This is a genomic window from Aeromonas sp. TECH754 (assembly GCF_056279295.1).
Window position 1 is genome coordinate 3,407,448 of record NZ_JBWBRA010000001.1, and the last position, 16,487, is coordinate 3,423,934.

Below are 16,487 nucleotides of genomic sequence, written 5' to 3' on the forward strand. Positions count from 1 at the left end.
CCGCGGGCGACTCCGGCTGATACTTGCTGACCCGCCCGGGTCAGTCGATGGCTTGGTGCTGGCGTCATGAGGGTGGCAAGACCCCCTTCACGCCTCCCCCTTCGCAAGGGAGACGGGGGGCTTACAACGCTCTTATGATGAACGCAGCTAGATGATCGCCAGGTTGCCCTTCTCTTCCAGCCATTCGCGGCGATCCGGGGCACGCTTCTTGGCCAGCAGCATGTCCATCAGCTGCAGAGTCTCGTCCCCCTCCTCCATCTCGCCCATGGTGAGCTGCACCAGGCGGCGAGTGTTGGGATCCATGGTGGTTTCCCGCAACTGTTTCGGGTTCATCTCACCCAACCCCTTGAATCGGGTCACCATCACCTTGCCTTTCTTCTTCTCGGCCTCGACCCGTTGCAGCACGCCGTTCTTCTCGTCCTCGTCGAGGGCATAGAACACCTCCTTGCCGATGTCGATCCGGTAGAGCGGCGGCATGGCCACATAGACGTGGCCCTTGTTGACCAGGGTGCGGAAATGCTTAACAAAGAGTGCGCACAGCAGGGTGGCGATGTGCAGACCGTCCGAGTCAGCGTCCGCGAGTATACATACCTTGCCGTAGCGCAGGCCGGAGAGATCCTCGGAGTCCGGATCCAGGCCGATGGCCACCGAGATGTCGTGCACTTCTTGCGACGCGAGCACCTGGCCGGCCTCCACCTCCCAGGTGTTCAGGATCTTGCCGCGCAGGGGCATGATGGCCTGGAATTCACGGTCCCGCGCCTGCTTGGCGCTGCCGCCCGCGGAGTCACCCTCCACCAGGAACAATTCGCCTTGCATGGGGTCGGCGCAGTTGCAGTCGGTGAGCTTGCCGGGCAGGGCCGGGCCTTGGGTTATCTTCTTGCGCACCACCGTCTTGGCGGCGCGCATCCGGCGCTGGGCGCTGCTGATGCAGATCTCGGCGATCTGCTCCGCCAGCTCGGTGTTGCTGTTCAGGTAGAGGCTGAAGGCATCCTTCACCACCCCGGAGACGAAGGCCGAGCTCTGGCGGGACGACAGCCGCTCCTTGGTCTGACCGGCAAACTGGGGATCCTGCATCTTGACCGAGAGGATGTAGGCGCAGCGATCCCAGATGTCTTCCGGGGTGAGTTTGACCCCCCGCGGCAGCAGGTTGCGGAACTCGCAGAACTCGCGCATGGCGTCCAGCAGGCCCTGACGCAGGCCGTTGACGTGGGTGCCGCCCAGCGCAGTGGGGATCAGGTTCACATAGGATTCGGCGAGGCACTCGCCCCCCTCCGGCAACCAGCACAGGGCCCAGTCCACCGCCGATTGCTCGGTGCTGAAGGCGCCGACGAAGGGCTGCTCCGGCAGACAGGTGAACTGCTTGACCGCATCGATGAGGTAATCCTTGAGGCCATCCTCGTAGCACCACTCCAGCTTGATGCCGGTGTTCTTGTCGAGGAACTTGATGGTGAGGCCGGGGCAGAGCACGGCCTTGGCTTTGAGCAGGTGCTCGAGCTTGGAGACCGAGAAGCGGGGGGAGTCGAAGTAGCTCGCCTGGGGCCAGAAGCGCACCCGGGTGCCGGTGTTGCGACGGCCGCAGGTGCCGCTGATGGTCAGCTCCTGCACCTTGTCGCCACGCTCGAAGGCGATGTCATAGACCTGACCGTCCCGGCGCACCGTCACCTCGACCCGATCGGACAGGGCGTTCACCACGGAGATGCCCACCCCGTGCAGACCGCCGGAGAACTGGTAGTTCTTGTTGGAGAACTTGCCCCCCGCGTGCAGCTTGCAGAGGATCAGCTCCACGCCGGAGACCCCCTCTTCCGGGTGAATGTCGACCGGCATGCCACGGCCGTCATCGACAACCTCGAGGGACTGATCTTCATACAGGGTCACCTCCAGGGTACGGGCATGGCCCGCCAGCGCCTCGTCGACGCTGTTGTCGATGACCTCCTGGCCGAGGTGATTGGGCCGGGTGGTGTCGGTGTACATGCCGGGGCGGCGACGCACCGGTTCGAGGCCATTGAGGACCTCAATGGCATCCGCATTGTATTGAGTGGACATGGAGGGCCTTGCGAATTGACGTTTGGGGGGAATCTTAACCCTTGGGAGGGATTGCGACAAATACGGCGGCCACAAAGGGTGATCCAGAGGGGGTGGCAGGGTGCGCCCCGGGTTCAGGGGGCGTCGGATGTCTCCGGCAGGGCCTGCAACAGCTGGGAGAGGGCGCTTTCGAGTCGCCATACCTGACCCGCCAGCTCCCGCGCGGCTGGCTCCCGGTGCAAGGCCAGCCCCTGCTCGATGCGCCTGAGTTCGGCCAGGGTGAGGTCGAGGGAGTCATGTTGCACGCCCCGCTCGGTGAGGATCCCCTTCAGGCAGCGGAGGCAGCCATCCCGCACCAGATAGAGCGCCGGATCCTTGCCCCGCCACTGGCGCAGCTGCCAGGCGATGTGGCTGCAGTTGAGCAGCACTACGCCCCAGCGCAACACCCAGAGCCGGGCCAGTTGATCCTTGCCCTGACTGAGCTGGCTGACCGCGTGGTAGACCCTGGACTCGAACTCGTGCTCGCTCTGGCGTGGGGAGGGCATCAGCTGATCCATGAAGTCCCGCCGCAGGCGACGGATCAGGCGGCGGCTCTTGCGCCTGTCCGAGCTGGGTCTGAGGATCTGGAACCCCAGCCCGGCCACCATCACCCCCAGCATCTGGCCGAGGCTGCCGTTGATGTAGTCCTGGTAGTCGTAGCTCGGCGGGTTGGTGATGGCGAGAAAGGAGCCGAGCAGCACGATGAGCTGCCCCCACAGGGCCGCCGACGCCGGTCGCTGCTGCTTGAATAGCTGCATGGTCAGCAGGGTCGGCAACAGCAGGATGAGGAAGGGCCAGAGCGCCTCCAGGCGGATCATCAGGCCGAACTTGACCAGGAAGCAGCCGAGGCTGAGCAGCACTATGGCCTGCAGCATGGTGGTCACGCTCTTGAGCGGTGCGGGCACCGCCGAGTAGAGCACGCAGCTGATGGAGAGCAGGGTCAGCGCCGAGCTGCCGGAGCTCCACTGGGTCTGGAACCAGAAGATGCAGCCAAGCAGCACGCACAGCGCGGTGCGCCCGCCGTTGTAGGCCGCCTCATAGCTGTCGGTGTGCATGGCGAGGGATCTCAGCCTGGGGGGGGCCGGCCAGCGCAGCGGGAGATCCTCCTGCTGTGCCCCCGCCAACCGATCCAGCCAGCGCTGGGCCTCCAGATAGCACCAACAGAACTGGCGCAGCCGCTGCCAGAAGGTGCGAGCGCGGTAATCCCCCGAGCGGGCCAGCGGTGCCAGCAGGCGGGCGATGCGCAGCTTGTCGCAGCCGGGTTCGGCGAGGGCCTTGGGCAGCGCCGCGAGCAGGCTGTCCAGCTCCGGCGGCGGTGACTCCCAGTTGTGCAGCAGACGGCGTACCCCGGAGATGAGGCCGGTCATGCGCAGCTGGCGATGGAGCAAAAAGTTGAACAGCCGGTTGTGGCGCCTGAACCTGTGATGGCTCCACATCGCCTGGATCCGCAACACGTTCATGGTGAGGATCTGGCTGATGATCCCCTGATGGGCGTGGCGAACCTCGGCGCCGGCCTGCTGCTGCCAGAGCAGTTGGGCATGGTCCAGCAGGCGGGCCTGGCTCTGACGCAACGAGCCTATCAGGGTCTCGCCGTCCCCCGTGCTCGGCAGCAGCATCATCATGAAGGCGCCACAGAGAATGCCGGTGATCACCTCGCTGACCCGGGCCTGGGCGATGTCGAAGATGTGGCGGGGATCGTCCAGGTTGACGCAGCCGAAGGCGATGATGGCCGCCGTGTAGCCCGCCAGGGCGAAGGCGTAGGAGACGTTGTTCTGATAGTGGTTGGAGGCGTAGGTACAAAACCCGAGCCAGAGCGCGATGAGGATGCTGAACAGCCAGGGATCGCTGAGCCCCAGCCCCGCGATCACCACCGCCGCCAGGGCGCCGATGAGGCTGCCCAACACCCGCCCCAGGCTCTTGCTGATGACGCCGCCGACGGTGGGAAAGCTCACCACGGCGGCGGAGGTCATGGCCCAGTAAGGGGAATCCAGCTGCAACACGAACGCCAGCCAGAGTGCCAGGCACATGGCCAGCCCATTGCGCAAGGCATAGCGCCACTGGCCCGTGCTGGCCTGCCCCCAGGGGGTGCGGCGCCAGAGCGACACCCTCATCTCACTCCCCCAGGGTGATGGTACAGGTGGTGCCCGCGATCAGGGCGAGCCCCTGCGGCACCTCCAGCAGCCGGATCCGCACCGGCACCCGCTGGGCCAGTCGCACCCAGGGCACGTTCGGCTTGACGTCGAGCAGCAGGCTGTCGCTGCCCTCCAGGCTCTGATCGTGAATGGCGCGCCCCACACTCTCCACCTCGCCCTTGAGCTCCAGCTCGGAGCTGTAGAGCACCATGCGCGCCGGTTTGCCCGGCTGGATGTGCCTGAGCTTGGTCTCCTCGAAATAGCCCTGCACATAGAAGGAGTGGATATCCACCAGCGCCACCAGCGGCACCCCGGCGCTGGCGTAGTTGCCGACCCTGGCCTGCAGGTTGGTGATGTAGCCATCCCCCGCCGCCTTGATCGTCGTCTTGGTGAGGGACCATTTGGCCTGCTCCAGGTTGGCCTCGGCCACCTGATAGGCCGCCTTCATCGCCTGGGCATTGAGACGCGCCTCGTCGACGGCCTCGGCGGAGATGACGGTGCGGGAGAGGTTCTGACGACGGCTCGCCTCGTGCTCGGCCTTGTCCAGATCCGATCTGGCCTTGGCGAGGGTCGCATTGGCGTTGTCCAGGGCGATCCGGTAAGGCTCGGGATCCAGGTTGAACAGCACCTCTCCCGTCTTCACCAGTTGGTTGTCCCGCACCGGGATGGCCACTATCTTGCCCGACACCTCGGGGGTGATGCTGACCAGCTCGGCGCGCACCTTGCCATCCCGGGTCCAGGGCCCCTGCATGTAGTAGTTCCACAGCCACCAGGCCGCCGCCAGCGCCAGGGCGCACACCAGCAGGGTGGAAAAGTATTTGAGGGTCGCGAGGAATGATTTAGCCATGGAGCAGAATCCATAAGGCGCCGCTGACGGCGAGGATGAAGAGGGAGAGATCCATCAGCAGGGGGTGCCACACCTCCCCGCCGTAGAGCCAGTCACGCAGCAAGTGATGCACCGGCAACCAGCCCAGCAGGCCGAGCAGCACGGCCTTGAACAGCGGCGGAAAGTAGAGCGAGGCGCCCAGGATCAGATCCGGTAGCACTGAAGGGGTCGGCAATGGCGTGCTCCCTAGGGTAGAGGAAGACCAAAAATCGGCGATAACCTGCCAGAGAGCAGGCTTGCCAAGGTTAACACAGCCATGGGACGTGCCACAGAAGCAGATGACACCCGCTCGCTCAGGCTGTCCTGTCCGCCGGGTGGTTGATCCCGTCCCGCAGCGGCACCTCGCCGAGATCGAACGGATTGACCCCTTCGAGACAGGCGAGGTTGTAGCCGTACTCGGCCGGGTTGGAGCGGCGCTGATGATGGGTGTAGATGCCGCAGACACCGCAGAAGTAATGTTTCGCGGTGCGGGTGTTGAACTGGTAGCAGCGCAGCACTGCCTCTCCCTGCAGGATGCGGATGCCGGAGAACGGCACCGAGGCGACGATGGCGCCACGTCGCCGGCAGAGGGAGCAGTCGCAGCGGCGGGGATCCACCACGCCATCCGGCAGGCTGAGTTCCAGCACCACAGCGCCGCAATGACAGCTGGCTCTGTGTCTCTCTTGAATGGGGGTATTGCCGATGCGTTTGATCATATGGCCTCCTTGCCACGGGATGGGCTCCCAGATCAGTCGAACAGGGTCTCGCACCGCCCCTGCTGCACATGGGCATGCAGGGTGCGCAACTGGGATGCCACCACCCGGTGCAGGGAGAGCGCAGGCAGCTGGTCGATGGGGAAGTAGCCGGCGCCCCGGGTCTCGTCGGTCTCGATGAGCAACTCGCCCCCCGTCGCCTCGCACAGGAAGAAGGCCTTGTGGGCGTGGGGCAGCTGGGGCGGATGGGGATGCTTGTGCTTGTCGAACAGGGCCAGCAGCCGGACGGCGCGGCACTCGAGGCCGGTCTCCTCGACCACCTCCCGCACCACGGCCCCCGCGGGCGAATCGCCTATGTCGCACCAGCCTCCCGGCAGGGTCCAGAGCCCGTCGCTGCGCTCCTGTACCAGCAGCAGCCGACCCGCGTCGTCCAGGATCAGCGCCCGCACATCCAGCTTGGGGGTGGGATAGCCGCTGTCGAGCGCTATCCAGTCAGCGATGGCCTTGGGGTCCAGCTCGCTCTGGCTGGCGATCAGGGCAACGGTGGCATCCCGCAGCGCCTCGAAGCGGCCGATGTCGAAGGGATCTTTGGAGTAGGTGAGCCCGGCCTGGGCCGTGGCCAGCACCTGTTCCAGAAACGCGGCCAGTGGCGGTGTCATGGCTAGATCCCGAGGAAACGGACGATCTGGGCGGGGTAGCGTTCGAACGCCACGAAGGCGTGGTTGCCGCCACACTCCAGCGAGAGGCGCGCGAAGCGGTATTCGGCCAGCGCCTTGCGATAGTCGAGCACCTCGTCCTCCTGCTGTTGCAGGATCCAGAGCCGCTCCGGGGCCGTCACCGGCACCGCCAGCGATCGCAGCTCGTCTATATGTTCAGGCAGCAGCTCGTAGTGCTCATCGGTATAGGGATTGCGCTGGGGGCCGAGATAGTCTTGCAACAGTTCGTGGGGGCGCACCGCCGGATTGATCAGTGCCGCACGGCAGTTGTACTGCTCGCTCACTCGCGTCGCCATAAAACCGCCGAGGGAGCTGCCCACGGCGCCGAGTCGGAGGCTCGCGCCATGGCGGGCCTTGGCCTCCTTGATGCACTGCTCGATGGCCGCCCAGGCCGCCGCCGGGGTATTGGGCTGGGCCGGGATCATGACCTCGATATCGGGCCTGTGCTCCACCACCCAGGCCGCCATCTGTTGTGCCTTGGCGGATCCCGGCGAGGAGTTGAAACCGTGTAGATAAAGCAGCACTGAGCTCATGGCGGCCCTCTCAATAGCCGGTGGCATCGGGGTCGGGCACGAACTGCCCCACCGGCAGCCGCCACACCTGGCTCGCGATCCGGCCATCCGGGTGCAGGGTCAGGTAGCGCCAGCCCGGGCCGGATTCGTCCAGCGCGAAACCATCGCTCAGCGGCTTGAACTGGATGCAGGTGGAAGGGCTCGCGATCAGCCGCACCCCCTGATGCACCTCGTCAAACTCCTGATGCACGTGACCAAACAGGATGGTCTTCTGCTGCGGGTGACGGGCCAGCACGGCGAACAGGTCGTCGGCATTCTTCAGATTGTGCTGATCCAGCCAGGCGCAACCCACCGGCACCGCCTGATGGTGCAGGGCGATGAGGGCGTGCCGCTCGGGATGCTGGCGCAGTGCACTGTCCAGCGCCGCCAGCTGGTGATCCCCGAGCAGGCCGTGGGGCTTGCCGCGCACCTGGGTGTCAAGCAGGATCACCTGCCAGTGATCCCCCACCAGCTGCTTGGCCTCGCTGATGCCGGCGGCATGCAGATATTCGGTCATCAACGGGGCGTCGTCGTGGTTGCCGGGCAGCCAGTAGATGGGGCGCGCCAGGGTCGCCATCATGGAGGCGAAACGCTGGTAGGATTCCGGGCTGTGATCCTGGGAGAGATCCCCTGTCGCCAGGATCAGATCGAACGGATGCTCGTTCGCCTGCACCTGCGCCAGCACGGCGGCCAGACTCTCGGCGGTGCGCACGGCCAGCAACCGCCCCTCGGCGCTGGCGAAGAGATGGGTATCGGTAATTTGTAACAGGCGCACACTGCCGTCCTGCGCCTGGGGTAGCTCTGTTTCCAAAATCACGCTTCTTTTTATGGGTTCGACTAGAGGATGTTAATCAGGCTGGTGCCGTGTTTGAGACAAAATTTTAGCCAGTCGGCCAGAAACAGATTTACCTGCTCTTTTTCATCCCTGTGATGCATTTTTTTATTGGGATAATCATAACGTGGTTGCAACATCGAAATCTGTTGCGCCGCACACACTTCCGCCATCCGCACGTCGTGATACAAACGAATCTCGATACGAGCCTGCAAGTAGCTCGGCAACTCGGGATTGTGCTGGGCCAGGATCACCTGGCTGGTGAAGCGGCTCTCCTCGCTGACGCAGAGCTGGAACTGCAGGCCGTTGCCGACCTGATAGCGGCGCTCGGCCCCCACGCTGCCACCGGGGGGCAGCAGCTTCATCAGCGCCATGTAGTTGACCTCGCAGGTTCGCTGCAAGATCTTCAGATCCGGGACGTGGCGCTTGGCCAGTAGTACTGACATCTCAGACCTCCATCAACCAAGGATCATGCAAACCGACCCCGCAGATCTGCTGCAAGATCTCCAGATCCGGAACCCGGTGCCTGGCGGATAATACCGGCATCTTAACGATCCGCCAGCCAGCGGGCACGCAGCTCGCCGTGGTTGAGCGCCAGCCACTGCAACGCGATGACGGACGCCGCGTTGTCGATGCGCCCCTCTTTCAGCCAGGCATAAGCCTGCTCGCGGCTCACCACGTGCACCCGGATGTCTTCCCCCTCCTCCGCCAGACCGTGGATCCCGGCGGCCTTGCTGGCGTCGACTTCCCCCACATAGACCTCGATCCGCTCGGTGCTGCCACCCGGGCTCACCAGATAGCTGATGGCGTGTTCGCAGCGGCCCACTTCGAGGCCGGCCTCTTCCACTGCCTCGCGGCGCACCACGGCTTCGGCAGTCTCACCCTCGTCTATGATGCCGGCCACCAGCTCCAGCAGCCAGGGAGTGGGGCTGGTCTCCATGGCGCCGATCCGGAACTGCTCCACCAGCACTATCTGGTCGCGCACCGGATCATAAGGCAGCAAGGCACCGGCGTGGCCCCGCTCGAACAGCTCGCGCACTATGGGCTCATTCCAGCCACCGGCAAATAACCTGTGCTGCAGACGGTAGACATTGATCTTGAAGAAACCGTTGTATCCAGATGATTTATCGATAATTTTCACATCGTCACCGGAATAGTGACTGGTTTGAGGCAAGGCTTGCTGTGACATACGACGCTCCTGCCGGCTTGACTTGGCTAGGTTTGACCATAATATTCGGGAACATGAATGAACATTCATTCACTCGTTCTCGCCGACGATGAGGGATGGATTTTAGCAGCCACAGGACATTTGGCTAGGCGCGTTGCCGAGAAAAACGCCCCTGTTCCTTGACGTTCCCGTTACTGGAAAAGAGACAGTTCGCATTAAATTCTGCTTATAGTAGAGTGGTTAAGCTGAAATCAAGCTCGGTCGGTGACAATCCCCCCCCTTCAGCCAGCGGACAGCTTTGGGTTGATATATAAGGTTAAAACTATCATATGAAAAGAACACTCTTGTCAGTCATGGTGATGCTGGGTGTGAGCACTGGTGCTCATGCCGAAAACCTGCTCGAGATTTACCAACAGGCCCAGATCAAGGACACCCAGCTGCTGGAGTCCAAGGCGAGACGGGACCAGGCCTTCGAGAAGATCAACGAATCACGCGCCGCCCTGCTGCCACAGATCAACCTGGGTGCCGGCCTGAACTATCTGCAGAACAACAACGATACCCAGACCAACAGCGGCGCCTCCGGCTCCGTCACCCTGGATCAGTCCGTCTATCGTCGCAGCAACTGGGTCAACCTGGACCTGACCGAGAAGAGTGCCACCCAGTCCGACGTTGGCTACAACCTCGAAATCCAGAACCTGATGCTGCGTACTTCCCAGGCCTATTTCAACGTGCTCAAGGCGATGGATACCCTGGAATTCGTGCGCGCCAACAAGGTTGCCGTTGAGCGTCAGCTGGAACAGACCCAGCAGCGTTTCGAGGTCGGCCTGACCGCCATCACCGACGTGCATGAAGCCGAGGCCGAGCGCGATCAGGCGCTGGCAGACGAGATCAATGCCGAGAACAACCTGGACAACAGCTACGAGAGCCTGCGCGAGCTGACCGGTATCGATCACCGCCAGCTGGACGTGCTCAACACCGAGCGCTTCGCCCCGCAGAAGACCCCGTTCAACTCCGACAAGTGGCTGGAACTGGCCCTGGACAAGAACCTGGAACTGCACAGCGCCCGCATCGGCAAGGACATCGCCAAGGAGCAGATCGATCTGGCCAAGACAGGCCATGAACCGACCCTGGATCTCGGTGCCGGCCTCACCGCCGGTTACAACGATTACAAGGACGAGATCCGCAACCCCGATAGCAACAGCAGCCAGGGTAACGTCGGTCTGAACTTCAACCTGCCGCTCTACACCGGTGGTGCCACCACCTCCCAGGTCAAGCAGGCACAGTTCAACTACGTGGCCGCCAGCGAGCAGCTGGAGCGCAGCTTCCGCTCGGTGCAGAGCACGGTGCGTTCCTCCTACAACAACGTCAACGCCAGCATCGGCTCGGTACGCGCCTACAGCCAGTCCGTCATCTCCGCCGACAGCGCCCTGAAGGCGACCGAAGCCGGTTACGAAGTCGGCACCCGCACCATAGTCGACGTGCTGGACTCGACCCGCAAGCTGTACGAAGCCAAGCAGAAGCTCTCCGAGGCACGCTACAACTACATCCTCAGCATCCTCGCCCTCAAGCAGGCCGCCGGCACGCTGGAGCAGAAGGATCTGGAAGACGTGAACCAGGGTCTGGAGCCCGCCGCCCAGGTCACCAATAAGTCCTGAGCCCAGCGTCAAGGCATACAAAAGGCGACCCTGGGGTCGCCTTTTCGTTAGCTGCGCTTGCTGCCCGCCACGGCCGGTTCATTTGTCGCAGGCTGGTGCTGCGCCGTATCACCTCCAGCCACCGGCACGCGCAGACATAAGAAACCCGGCCTGGGCCGGGTTTCTTATGACATGCGTATCCGCTTATCCGCGCTCGCGGATGGTCTTGATGATATCGCTGGTGGAGCAGCCGTCCTCGAAGTTCAGCACCCGCACCTCGCCGCCGTTGGCGGTGACCTCGGCATAGCCGGCGATATCTTCCGGCTTGTAGTCGCCGCCCTTGACCAGCAGGTCTGGCAGGATCTCGGCGATCAACCGCTGCGGCGTATCCTCGGCGAACGGCACCACCCAGTCCACGGCGCCCAGCGCCGCCAGCACCGTCATGCGGCGCTCGGTGGGGTTGACCGGACGACCCGGTCCCTTCAGGCGACGCACCGAGTCGTCGGTGTTGACCGCCACGATCAGGCGATCTCCCAGCTTGCCGGCATTGGCGAGGTAGGAGACATGACCGGCGTGCAAGATATCGAAGCAGCCGTTGGTCATCACCACCTTCTCGCCCCGCAGGCGGGCCGCCCGCACGGCGACCTTGAGCTGCGCCTCGGACATGACGCCAAAGCCGGTCTCCTGCTCGGTGTAGAGCGCGTTGGCGAGCTCCACCGGGCTGACGGTAGAGGTCCCCAGCTTGCCGACCACGATGCCGGCGGCGGTGTTGGCCAGGGCGCAAGCCTCGTCCAGCGTCATGCCGGCGGCCAGCGAAGTGGCCAGGGTAGAGATGACGGTATCGCCGGCGCCGGTCACGTCATAGACCTCGTGCGCCTGGGCTGGCAGGTGCAGCTCGGGCTGGCCCTGGCGGATCAGGGTCATGCCGTTCTCGGAGCGGGTCACCAGCAGGGCGTCCAGCTCGAAGCGCTTGACCAGTTCCAGCCCTTTGGCGACCAGATCATCTTCGCTCTTCACCTTGCCCACCACGGCCTCGAACTCCGACATATTGGGAGTCAGCAGGGTGGCGCCGCGATACTTCTCGAACTCGGTGCCCTTGGGATCCACCAGCACCGGGATGCCGGCGGCGCGGGCGCGCTTGATCATGCCTGGCACATCGTTGAGGGCCCCCTTGCCATAGTCGGACAGTATCATCACGTCGGCCTGGGGCAGTGCCTGCTCGACCTTGCCCATCAGCAGACTGGCGTCGACGTCGTGGAAGGCTTCCTCGAAATCCAGGCGCAGCAACTGCTGGTTGCGGGACAGCACCCGCAGCTTGGTGATGGTCGGATAGTCGGTCAGACGAACGAAATCACAGGCGACCTTGACCCCCGCCATCTGGCCGGCCAGCGCATCGGCGGCCTCATCCTGACCGGTCAGCCCCAGCAACACGGCATGGGCGCCGAGTGCGGCCGAGTTGAGGGCCACGTTGGCGGCGCCACCCGGGCGCTCCTCGATGTGTTCAACCTTGACCACGGGCACCGGTGCCTCGGGGGAGATGCGGCCGGTGGGGCCATGCCAGTAGCGATCCAACATGACATCGCCAACGACCAGAACGCGGGCTTTTTCAAATTCGGGCAGGGTGATCTTCATCTGTATCGGCTCTCAAAACCTGAAAAATTCAGCCCAGGATTTTATCACACTCTTTTGATGGGAGTGAAAAAAGCACGGCCACGGCCGCCATTGTCCACCCCTTGCGCCCCCTTCACCCCTCTGACCAGGCGATGGCCATTCGCACCCGCCCCCCCTTTTCGGCTAGAATCCCCCGATTACGAGCCAAGTCGGCCGGACACAATGGCGGGTGGAGTATCATCCTGCCCCTTGCCCCCGACCCTGCTGATCTTCGATTGAGAACAAGAGACTCTTCATGGCCCAAGAACATGCCCCACGCCTCGAACCCCGTCTGTTCCATCCCCGCTACTGGGGTAGCTGGCTCGGCCTCAGCCTGCTCTGGCTGCTGGTGCTGCTGCCCTGGCGCAACCAGATGTGGCTCGGCCGCCAGCTCGGCACCCTGGCCCGCAAGCTGCTGAAATCCCGCGTCAAGATAGCCCGCCGCAACCTGGAGCTGGCCATGCCCGAGCTCAGCCGCGATCAGCGCGAAGCCCTGTTGGTGCAGAACTTCGAGAGCGTGGGCTGCGCCATTTTCGAGGTGGGCATGGCCTGGTTCTGGCCGGATTGGCGGATGCGCCGCCTGATGACGGTGGAAGGGGAAGAGCACGTCGTTCACGCCGCCCGACAGGGCCAGGGCATGCTGCTGCTCTCCTGCCATTTCCTGACGCTGGAGCTCAATGCGCGCTGCTTCGGGCTGGTGCGGCCCGGGGTCGGCGTCTACCGTCCCAACACCAATCCGGTGCTGGAATACGCCCAGTACCACGGTCGCTGCGCCTCCAACAAGTACCTGGTGGACCGCATGGACGTGAAGGGGATGATCAAGGCGCTGCGCAACGGCGACGCGCTCTGGTACGCGCCGGATCACGACTACGGCGCCCACGCCAGCGTGTTCGTGCCCTACTTCGCGGTCGAGCAGGCGGCCACCATCACCGGCACCGCCACCCTGGCGCGGGTGAAGAACACCGTCACCCTGCCCTGCTACAACATCCGCACCGCCAACGGCTACACCCTGCACATAGGGGCGCCGCTGGCAGACTACCCGAGCGGCGACGATCAGGTCGATGCCAGCCGCGCCAACCGGGAGATAGAGGCCGCGGTGCGCAAGGCCCCCGAGCAGTACATGTGGCTGCACCGCCGCTTCAAGACCCGTCCCAACCCGGACGACGCGGGTTACTACTGACCCAGGCGCCGCGCCCAAACGAAAAAGCCCTCGCATGCGAGGGCTTTGTTTTATCTGTCTGGGGTTGCCGGTTACTTGCGGACCAGGCGGTAGATGGCGTAGCCGGGATGCTTGGCATCATCCATCGGCAGGGTGGACTGGTAGGCCAGATCGTCCCCTGCCAGGGCCTTGGCCTCGGCACTCGGGGAGGAGTAGAGCCGCACGTCCACGCCGGCAGGCAGCGCCTTCATGTGCCAGTTGTTGTTGGCCGCCGGGCTGAAGCCGGCCGGGTTGTCGGCAGACTGGGACTTCAGGTACTGGGCGATGATCTCACGCGTCTCGAAGGGATCTTCATGGACGATGTTGCTGCCGTCGATGCCCGGGAAGTGGCCGCCACCGCTGGCGCGGTAGTTGTTGGTCACCACGTAGAACTTCTGGGCCGGATCCACCGGCTGGCCGTTGAAGGTGAGACCGCTGATGCGCTGGCCATCGCTGACCTTGGCGCCTTCCTTGCTGTAACGGGCCGGCTGGGTGATGTCCACCTCGTAGTTCACCCCGTCGATCACATCGAAGTTGTAGGTCGGGAAATTCTCGTTCACCAGCCACTGCACCCCGCTTTGGGCGGCGTCGATCCGGTTGAACTGGCCCGCGCTCATCTCCAGCCACTCCTTGACGGTGGCCCCGTTCACTTCGACCACCTGCAGGGTGTTCGGATAGATGTAGAGGTCGGAGACGTTGCGCAGGGAGATGTTGCCCTGGGCCACGTAGGTGAAGTCATTGATGCCGTTGCGACCGCCGCGGAAGGGGGCCGCCACCGACAGGATCGGGTAGGACTCCTTGAGCAGGCCGTCTTGTTGCAACTGCTCGGCGTGCTTGCGCTGGGCATCGCTCACCAGCTGGACGGAGGGATCGTCCTGCACCAGGGCGAAGAAGCTGTGGATGGGGGAAGTGATCTTGCCGAGCGGCTCATCCAGCCAGAGGTTGGTGGCATCGTGATCCGCCTGCACCAGGTCCACGACCTGCTGATCCACGGCGCTGCCTTCGCTTGAATCTATTTTGCGCAGGCTGGCCTGGCTCTGTTTCACCTGCCACTTGCCGTCTACCTGTTCCAGCTTGAGATCGATGATGCCGAGGTGGTTGCCCCAATAGCCGGGCATCACGGTCGGGATGCCGCTCAGGGTGCCGGCCTGGTTGTCCACCTCGGGCAGCTCGGGGAAGTCGCCCGGGAAGTTCTTGTGGGCATGGCCCAGCATCAGGGCGTCGACCCCTTTCACCTTGGCCAGATGCCAGGCAGAGTTCTCCATCATGGCTTCGTAGCTGTTGGCGTTGATGCCGGTGTGGGCCACCACCACTACCAGATCGGCACCCTTGGCGCGCAGCTCCGGCACATAGTGGTTGGCGGTCTCGACCATGTCGGCCACCACCACCTTGCCTTCCAGGTGGCGCTTGTCCCACTGCAGCACCTGGGGCGGGGTTAGCCCCAGGATGCCGACCTTGACGGTCTGCGTCTGGCCCTTGTCATCCGTCACCTGGCGATCCAGCAGCAGGTAGGGGGTGAACTTGTTGCCGCTCCAGTCGATCTGTCCCTTGGCATCGCGCTTGAAGGCGCCGGCCTCGAACACGTTGGCGTTCACATAGGGGAACTTGGCGCCTGCCAGCACCTTGCCGAGGTACTCCAGCCCGTAGTTGAACTCGTGGTTGCCGAGGTTGCCGGCATCATAGCCGAGCTCGTTCATGGCCTTGAACACCGGGTGAGCCTGCTTCTCGAGGTAGCCGGAACCGGATTGCTCGAAGATGTAGTCCGCCAGCGGCGTGCCCTGGATCAGGTCGCCGTTGTCGAGCAGCAGGTTGTTGGGGTTTTCGGCGCGGGCCGCGCGGATCAGCAACGCGGTGCGGGAGAGGCCAAACTTGCGATCCTCCTTGTTCTGGTAGTAGTCATACCCCAGCACGTTGGAGTGGATATCGGAGGTCTGGATCAGGCGCAGGGAGACGGTCCCCGGCTGCGCCTTGCTGTCGTTGTCGCTGCTGCAGGCAGTCAACAGCACGATGGTTGCAATAGCACCTAGCTTCATAGTTTTATTCACTGTCTTTTCCCTATTATTATGAGTAACGCTTTACCAGCGACGGGAATTTAACAGACGAATATGTCAGCAGATGGCACCGACATTAATTTTTATGAAGCGCGGCACAAAAATAGCCTTATGAGGCCATGATCGCCCCCCTCGCCAGCTGCAACGCCAGCCCCAGCATGACAATACCCACAACCATATCAATGGTTTGCTGCACCCTGCCCCGCGCAAGCCAGGGCGACAGCGCCGCCGCCCCGAACGCCAGGCTGTAGAACCACACCACGGATGCCAGCATCGCCCCCGCCGCGAAGGCCGGCCGCAGCGACTCCGTAAACTGGCTGCCGAAGGAGCCGAGCAGCATCAGGGTATCCAGATAGACGTGGGGATTGAGCAGGGTCACCCCGAGCGTCATGGCCAGCACGCTCTTGACCCCCATCAGCTGGGGCGAATCCGCAAGCGCAGCCCCCTGCCCGCGCCAGGCGCTGCGCAGGGAACGGATGCCGAACCAGCCGAGAAACAGCACGCCCCCCCAGGTCAGCAGCGCCAACCCGATCGGGCTGGCCGCCAGCAGGTTGGCCCCGCCGAACACCCCAATTCCGATCAGCACCAGATCGCACAGGCAGCAGAGCGTGGCCGCCAGCAGGTGGTGGTTTCTGTGGATGCCCCGGCTCAGCACGAAGGCATTCTGGGCACCGATGGGAATGATCATGGCGAGGCCGAGGGTGAAGCCTTGCAGGGTAGTCGCGAACATGGGGAAAGCATCCAGGTGAGTTATCTGGGCGCACTATAAGGGGCATAGAGGTAATCAGAGAAATTCATTAATTTTCTTATACATTCAAAAATCTGATAACCAGCGCCCCAAGCTCCTCCGTGGCGAACTGTCAATTGCAGGATCTGACAATTGTGAGGCCGGGGTCGCACCCCGAGAATCGGTAGA

Annotated in this window: 15 protein-coding genes; 2 read left to right on the forward strand and 13 right to left on the reverse strand. The window is 63.6% G+C overall.

The annotated features are described in order from the left end of the window. Positions 1-147: 147 nt before the first annotated feature. The 10 genes from parE to nudF all read right to left on the reverse strand — a co-directional run bounded on the left by parE (position 148) and on the right by nudF (position 9,059). A complete protein-coding gene (gene parE, locus ACZ9IL_RS15465) occupies positions 148-2,043 on the reverse strand; it encodes a DNA topoisomerase IV subunit B (protein WP_476004281.1) in 1,896 nt (631 codons plus the stop codon). A 113-nt stretch (positions 2,044-2,156) separates the two neighbouring features. Further along, positions 2,157-4,172: an FUSC family protein gene (locus ACZ9IL_RS15470; protein ID WP_476004282.1), complete on the reverse strand. Its 2,016-nt coding sequence runs from the start codon at positions 4,170-4,172 to the stop codon at positions 2,157-2,159. A 1-nt stretch (position 4,173) separates the two neighbouring features. After that, positions 4,174-5,040: an efflux RND transporter periplasmic adaptor subunit gene (locus tag ACZ9IL_RS15475; RefSeq protein ID WP_476004283.1), complete on the reverse strand. Its 867-nt coding sequence runs from the start codon at positions 5,038-5,040 to the stop codon at positions 4,174-4,176. Beyond that, entirely contained in the window at positions 5,033-5,254 is a 222-nt protein-coding gene (locus ACZ9IL_RS15480; RefSeq protein WP_476004284.1) for a DUF1656 domain-containing protein, read from the reverse strand. Before ACZ9IL_RS15480 ends, ACZ9IL_RS15475 begins: the two co-directional genes overlap by 8 nt. Positions 5,255-5,372: 118 nt before the next feature. Beyond that, complete coding sequence (locus tag ACZ9IL_RS15485; protein WP_476004285.1) at positions 5,373-5,774, reverse strand: GFA family protein; 402 nt, start codon at positions 5,772-5,774, stop codon at positions 5,373-5,375. A 32-nt stretch (positions 5,775-5,806) separates the two neighbouring features. Continuing rightward, positions 5,807-6,430, reverse strand: coding sequence for an NUDIX hydrolase (locus tag ACZ9IL_RS15490; RefSeq protein ID WP_476004286.1), 624 nt, complete (start codon positions 6,428-6,430; stop codon positions 5,807-5,809). A 2-nt stretch (positions 6,431-6,432) separates the two neighbouring features. Beyond that, a complete protein-coding gene (locus ACZ9IL_RS15495) occupies positions 6,433-7,020 on the reverse strand; it encodes a YqiA/YcfP family alpha/beta fold hydrolase (protein ID WP_476004287.1) in 588 nt (195 codons plus the stop codon). Positions 7,021-7,030: 10 nt separating this feature from the next. Further along, on the reverse strand, positions 7,031-7,849 hold the full coding sequence (gene cpdA / locus ACZ9IL_RS15500; RefSeq protein ID WP_476004288.1) for a 3',5'-cyclic-AMP phosphodiesterase: 819 nt from the start codon (positions 7,847-7,849) through the stop codon (positions 7,031-7,033). A gap of 26 nt (positions 7,850-7,875) precedes the next feature. Further along, positions 7,876-8,316 carry a DUF1249 domain-containing protein gene (locus ACZ9IL_RS15505; protein WP_476004289.1) on the reverse strand — a complete coding sequence of 147 codons (441 nt, stop codon included), beginning with the start codon at positions 8,314-8,316 and terminating at the stop codon, positions 7,876-7,878. A 101-nt stretch (positions 8,317-8,417) separates the two neighbouring features. Next, positions 8,418-9,059: an ADP-ribose diphosphatase gene (nudF, locus tag ACZ9IL_RS15510; protein WP_476004290.1), complete on the reverse strand. Its 642-nt coding sequence runs from the start codon at positions 9,057-9,059 to the stop codon at positions 8,418-8,420. A 308-nt stretch (positions 9,060-9,367) separates the two neighbouring features. Between nudF and tolC the strand changes: the two genes are divergently transcribed. Further along, positions 9,368-10,693, forward strand: a complete 1,326-nt coding sequence (gene tolC / locus ACZ9IL_RS15515) for an outer membrane channel protein TolC (protein WP_476004291.1) — start codon at positions 9,368-9,370, stop codon at positions 10,691-10,693. A 183-nt stretch (positions 10,694-10,876) separates the two neighbouring features. Here the strand turns inward: tolC and hldE are convergent, their stop codons facing one another. Next, the gene (gene hldE / locus ACZ9IL_RS15520) at positions 10,877-12,304 is read right to left on the reverse strand and encodes a bifunctional D-glycero-beta-D-manno-heptose-7-phosphate kinase/D-glycero-beta-D-manno-heptose 1-phosphate adenylyltransferase HldE (RefSeq protein WP_476004292.1); all 1,428 of its coding nucleotides are present in this window, start codon (positions 12,302-12,304) and stop codon (positions 10,877-10,879) included. Between the two features lie 274 nt (positions 12,305-12,578). Between hldE and lpxL the strand changes: the two genes are divergently transcribed. Next, positions 12,579-13,502, forward strand: a complete 924-nt coding sequence (lpxL, locus tag ACZ9IL_RS15525) for an LpxL/LpxP family Kdo(2)-lipid IV(A) lauroyl/palmitoleoyl acyltransferase (RefSeq protein WP_476004293.1) — start codon at positions 12,579-12,581, stop codon at positions 13,500-13,502. 71 nt (positions 13,503-13,573) lie between these two features. Here the strand turns inward: lpxL and ACZ9IL_RS15530 are convergent, their stop codons facing one another. Next, positions 13,574-15,553 carry a bifunctional 2',3'-cyclic-nucleotide 2'-phosphodiesterase/3'-nucleotidase gene (locus ACZ9IL_RS15530; RefSeq protein WP_476004294.1) on the reverse strand — a complete coding sequence of 660 codons (1,980 nt, stop codon included), beginning with the start codon at positions 15,551-15,553 and terminating at the stop codon, positions 13,574-13,576. A gap of 127 nt (positions 15,554-15,680) precedes the next feature. After that, positions 15,681-16,301, reverse strand: a complete 621-nt coding sequence (gene lysE, locus ACZ9IL_RS15535; protein ID WP_476004295.1) for an L-lysine exporter — start codon at positions 16,299-16,301, stop codon at positions 15,681-15,683. Positions 16,302-16,487 lie beyond the last annotated feature (186 nt).

What these genes read in the sequence shown, in the direction of transcription:
- parE (WP_476004281.1), bottom strand. Translation starts at nt 2,043, where the DNA reads ATGTCCACTCAATACAATGCGGATGCCATTGAGGTCCTCAATGGCCTC.
- ACZ9IL_RS15470 (WP_476004282.1), bottom strand. Translation starts at nt 4,172, where the DNA reads ATGAGGGTGTCGCTCTGGCGCCGCACCCCCTGGGGGCAGGCCAGCACG.
- ACZ9IL_RS15475 (WP_476004283.1), bottom strand. Translation starts at nt 5,040, where the DNA reads ATGGCTAAATCATTCCTCGCGACCCTCAAATACTTTTCCACCCTGCTG.
- ACZ9IL_RS15485 (WP_476004285.1), bottom strand. Translation starts at nt 5,774, where the DNA reads ATGATCAAACGCATCGGCAATACCCCCATTCAAGAGAGACACAGAGCC.
- ACZ9IL_RS15490 (WP_476004286.1), bottom strand. Translation starts at nt 6,430, where the DNA reads ATGACACCGCCACTGGCCGCGTTTCTGGAACAGGTGCTGGCCACGGCC.
- ACZ9IL_RS15495 (WP_476004287.1), bottom strand. Translation starts at nt 7,020, where the DNA reads ATGAGCTCAGTGCTGCTTTATCTACACGGTTTCAACTCCTCGCCGGGA.
- ACZ9IL_RS15505 (WP_476004289.1), bottom strand. Translation starts at nt 8,316, where the DNA reads ATGTCAGTACTACTGGCCAAGCGCCACGTCCCGGATCTGAAGATCTTG.
- nudF (WP_476004290.1), bottom strand. Translation starts at nt 9,059, where the DNA reads ATGTCACAGCAAGCCTTGCCTCAAACCAGTCACTATTCCGGTGACGAT.
- tolC (WP_476004291.1), top strand. Translation starts at nt 9,368, where the DNA reads ATGAAAAGAACACTCTTGTCAGTCATGGTGATGCTGGGTGTGAGCACT.
- hldE (WP_476004292.1), bottom strand. Translation starts at nt 12,304, where the DNA reads ATGAAGATCACCCTGCCCGAATTTGAAAAAGCCCGCGTTCTGGTCGTT.
- lpxL (WP_476004293.1), top strand. Translation starts at nt 12,579, where the DNA reads ATGGCCCAAGAACATGCCCCACGCCTCGAACCCCGTCTGTTCCATCCC.
- ACZ9IL_RS15530 (WP_476004294.1), bottom strand. Translation starts at nt 15,553, where the DNA reads ATGAAGCTAGGTGCTATTGCAACCATCGTGCTGTTGACTGCCTGCAGC.
- lysE (WP_476004295.1), bottom strand. Translation starts at nt 16,301, where the DNA reads ATGTTCGCGACTACCCTGCAAGGCTTCACCCTCGGCCTCGCCATGATC.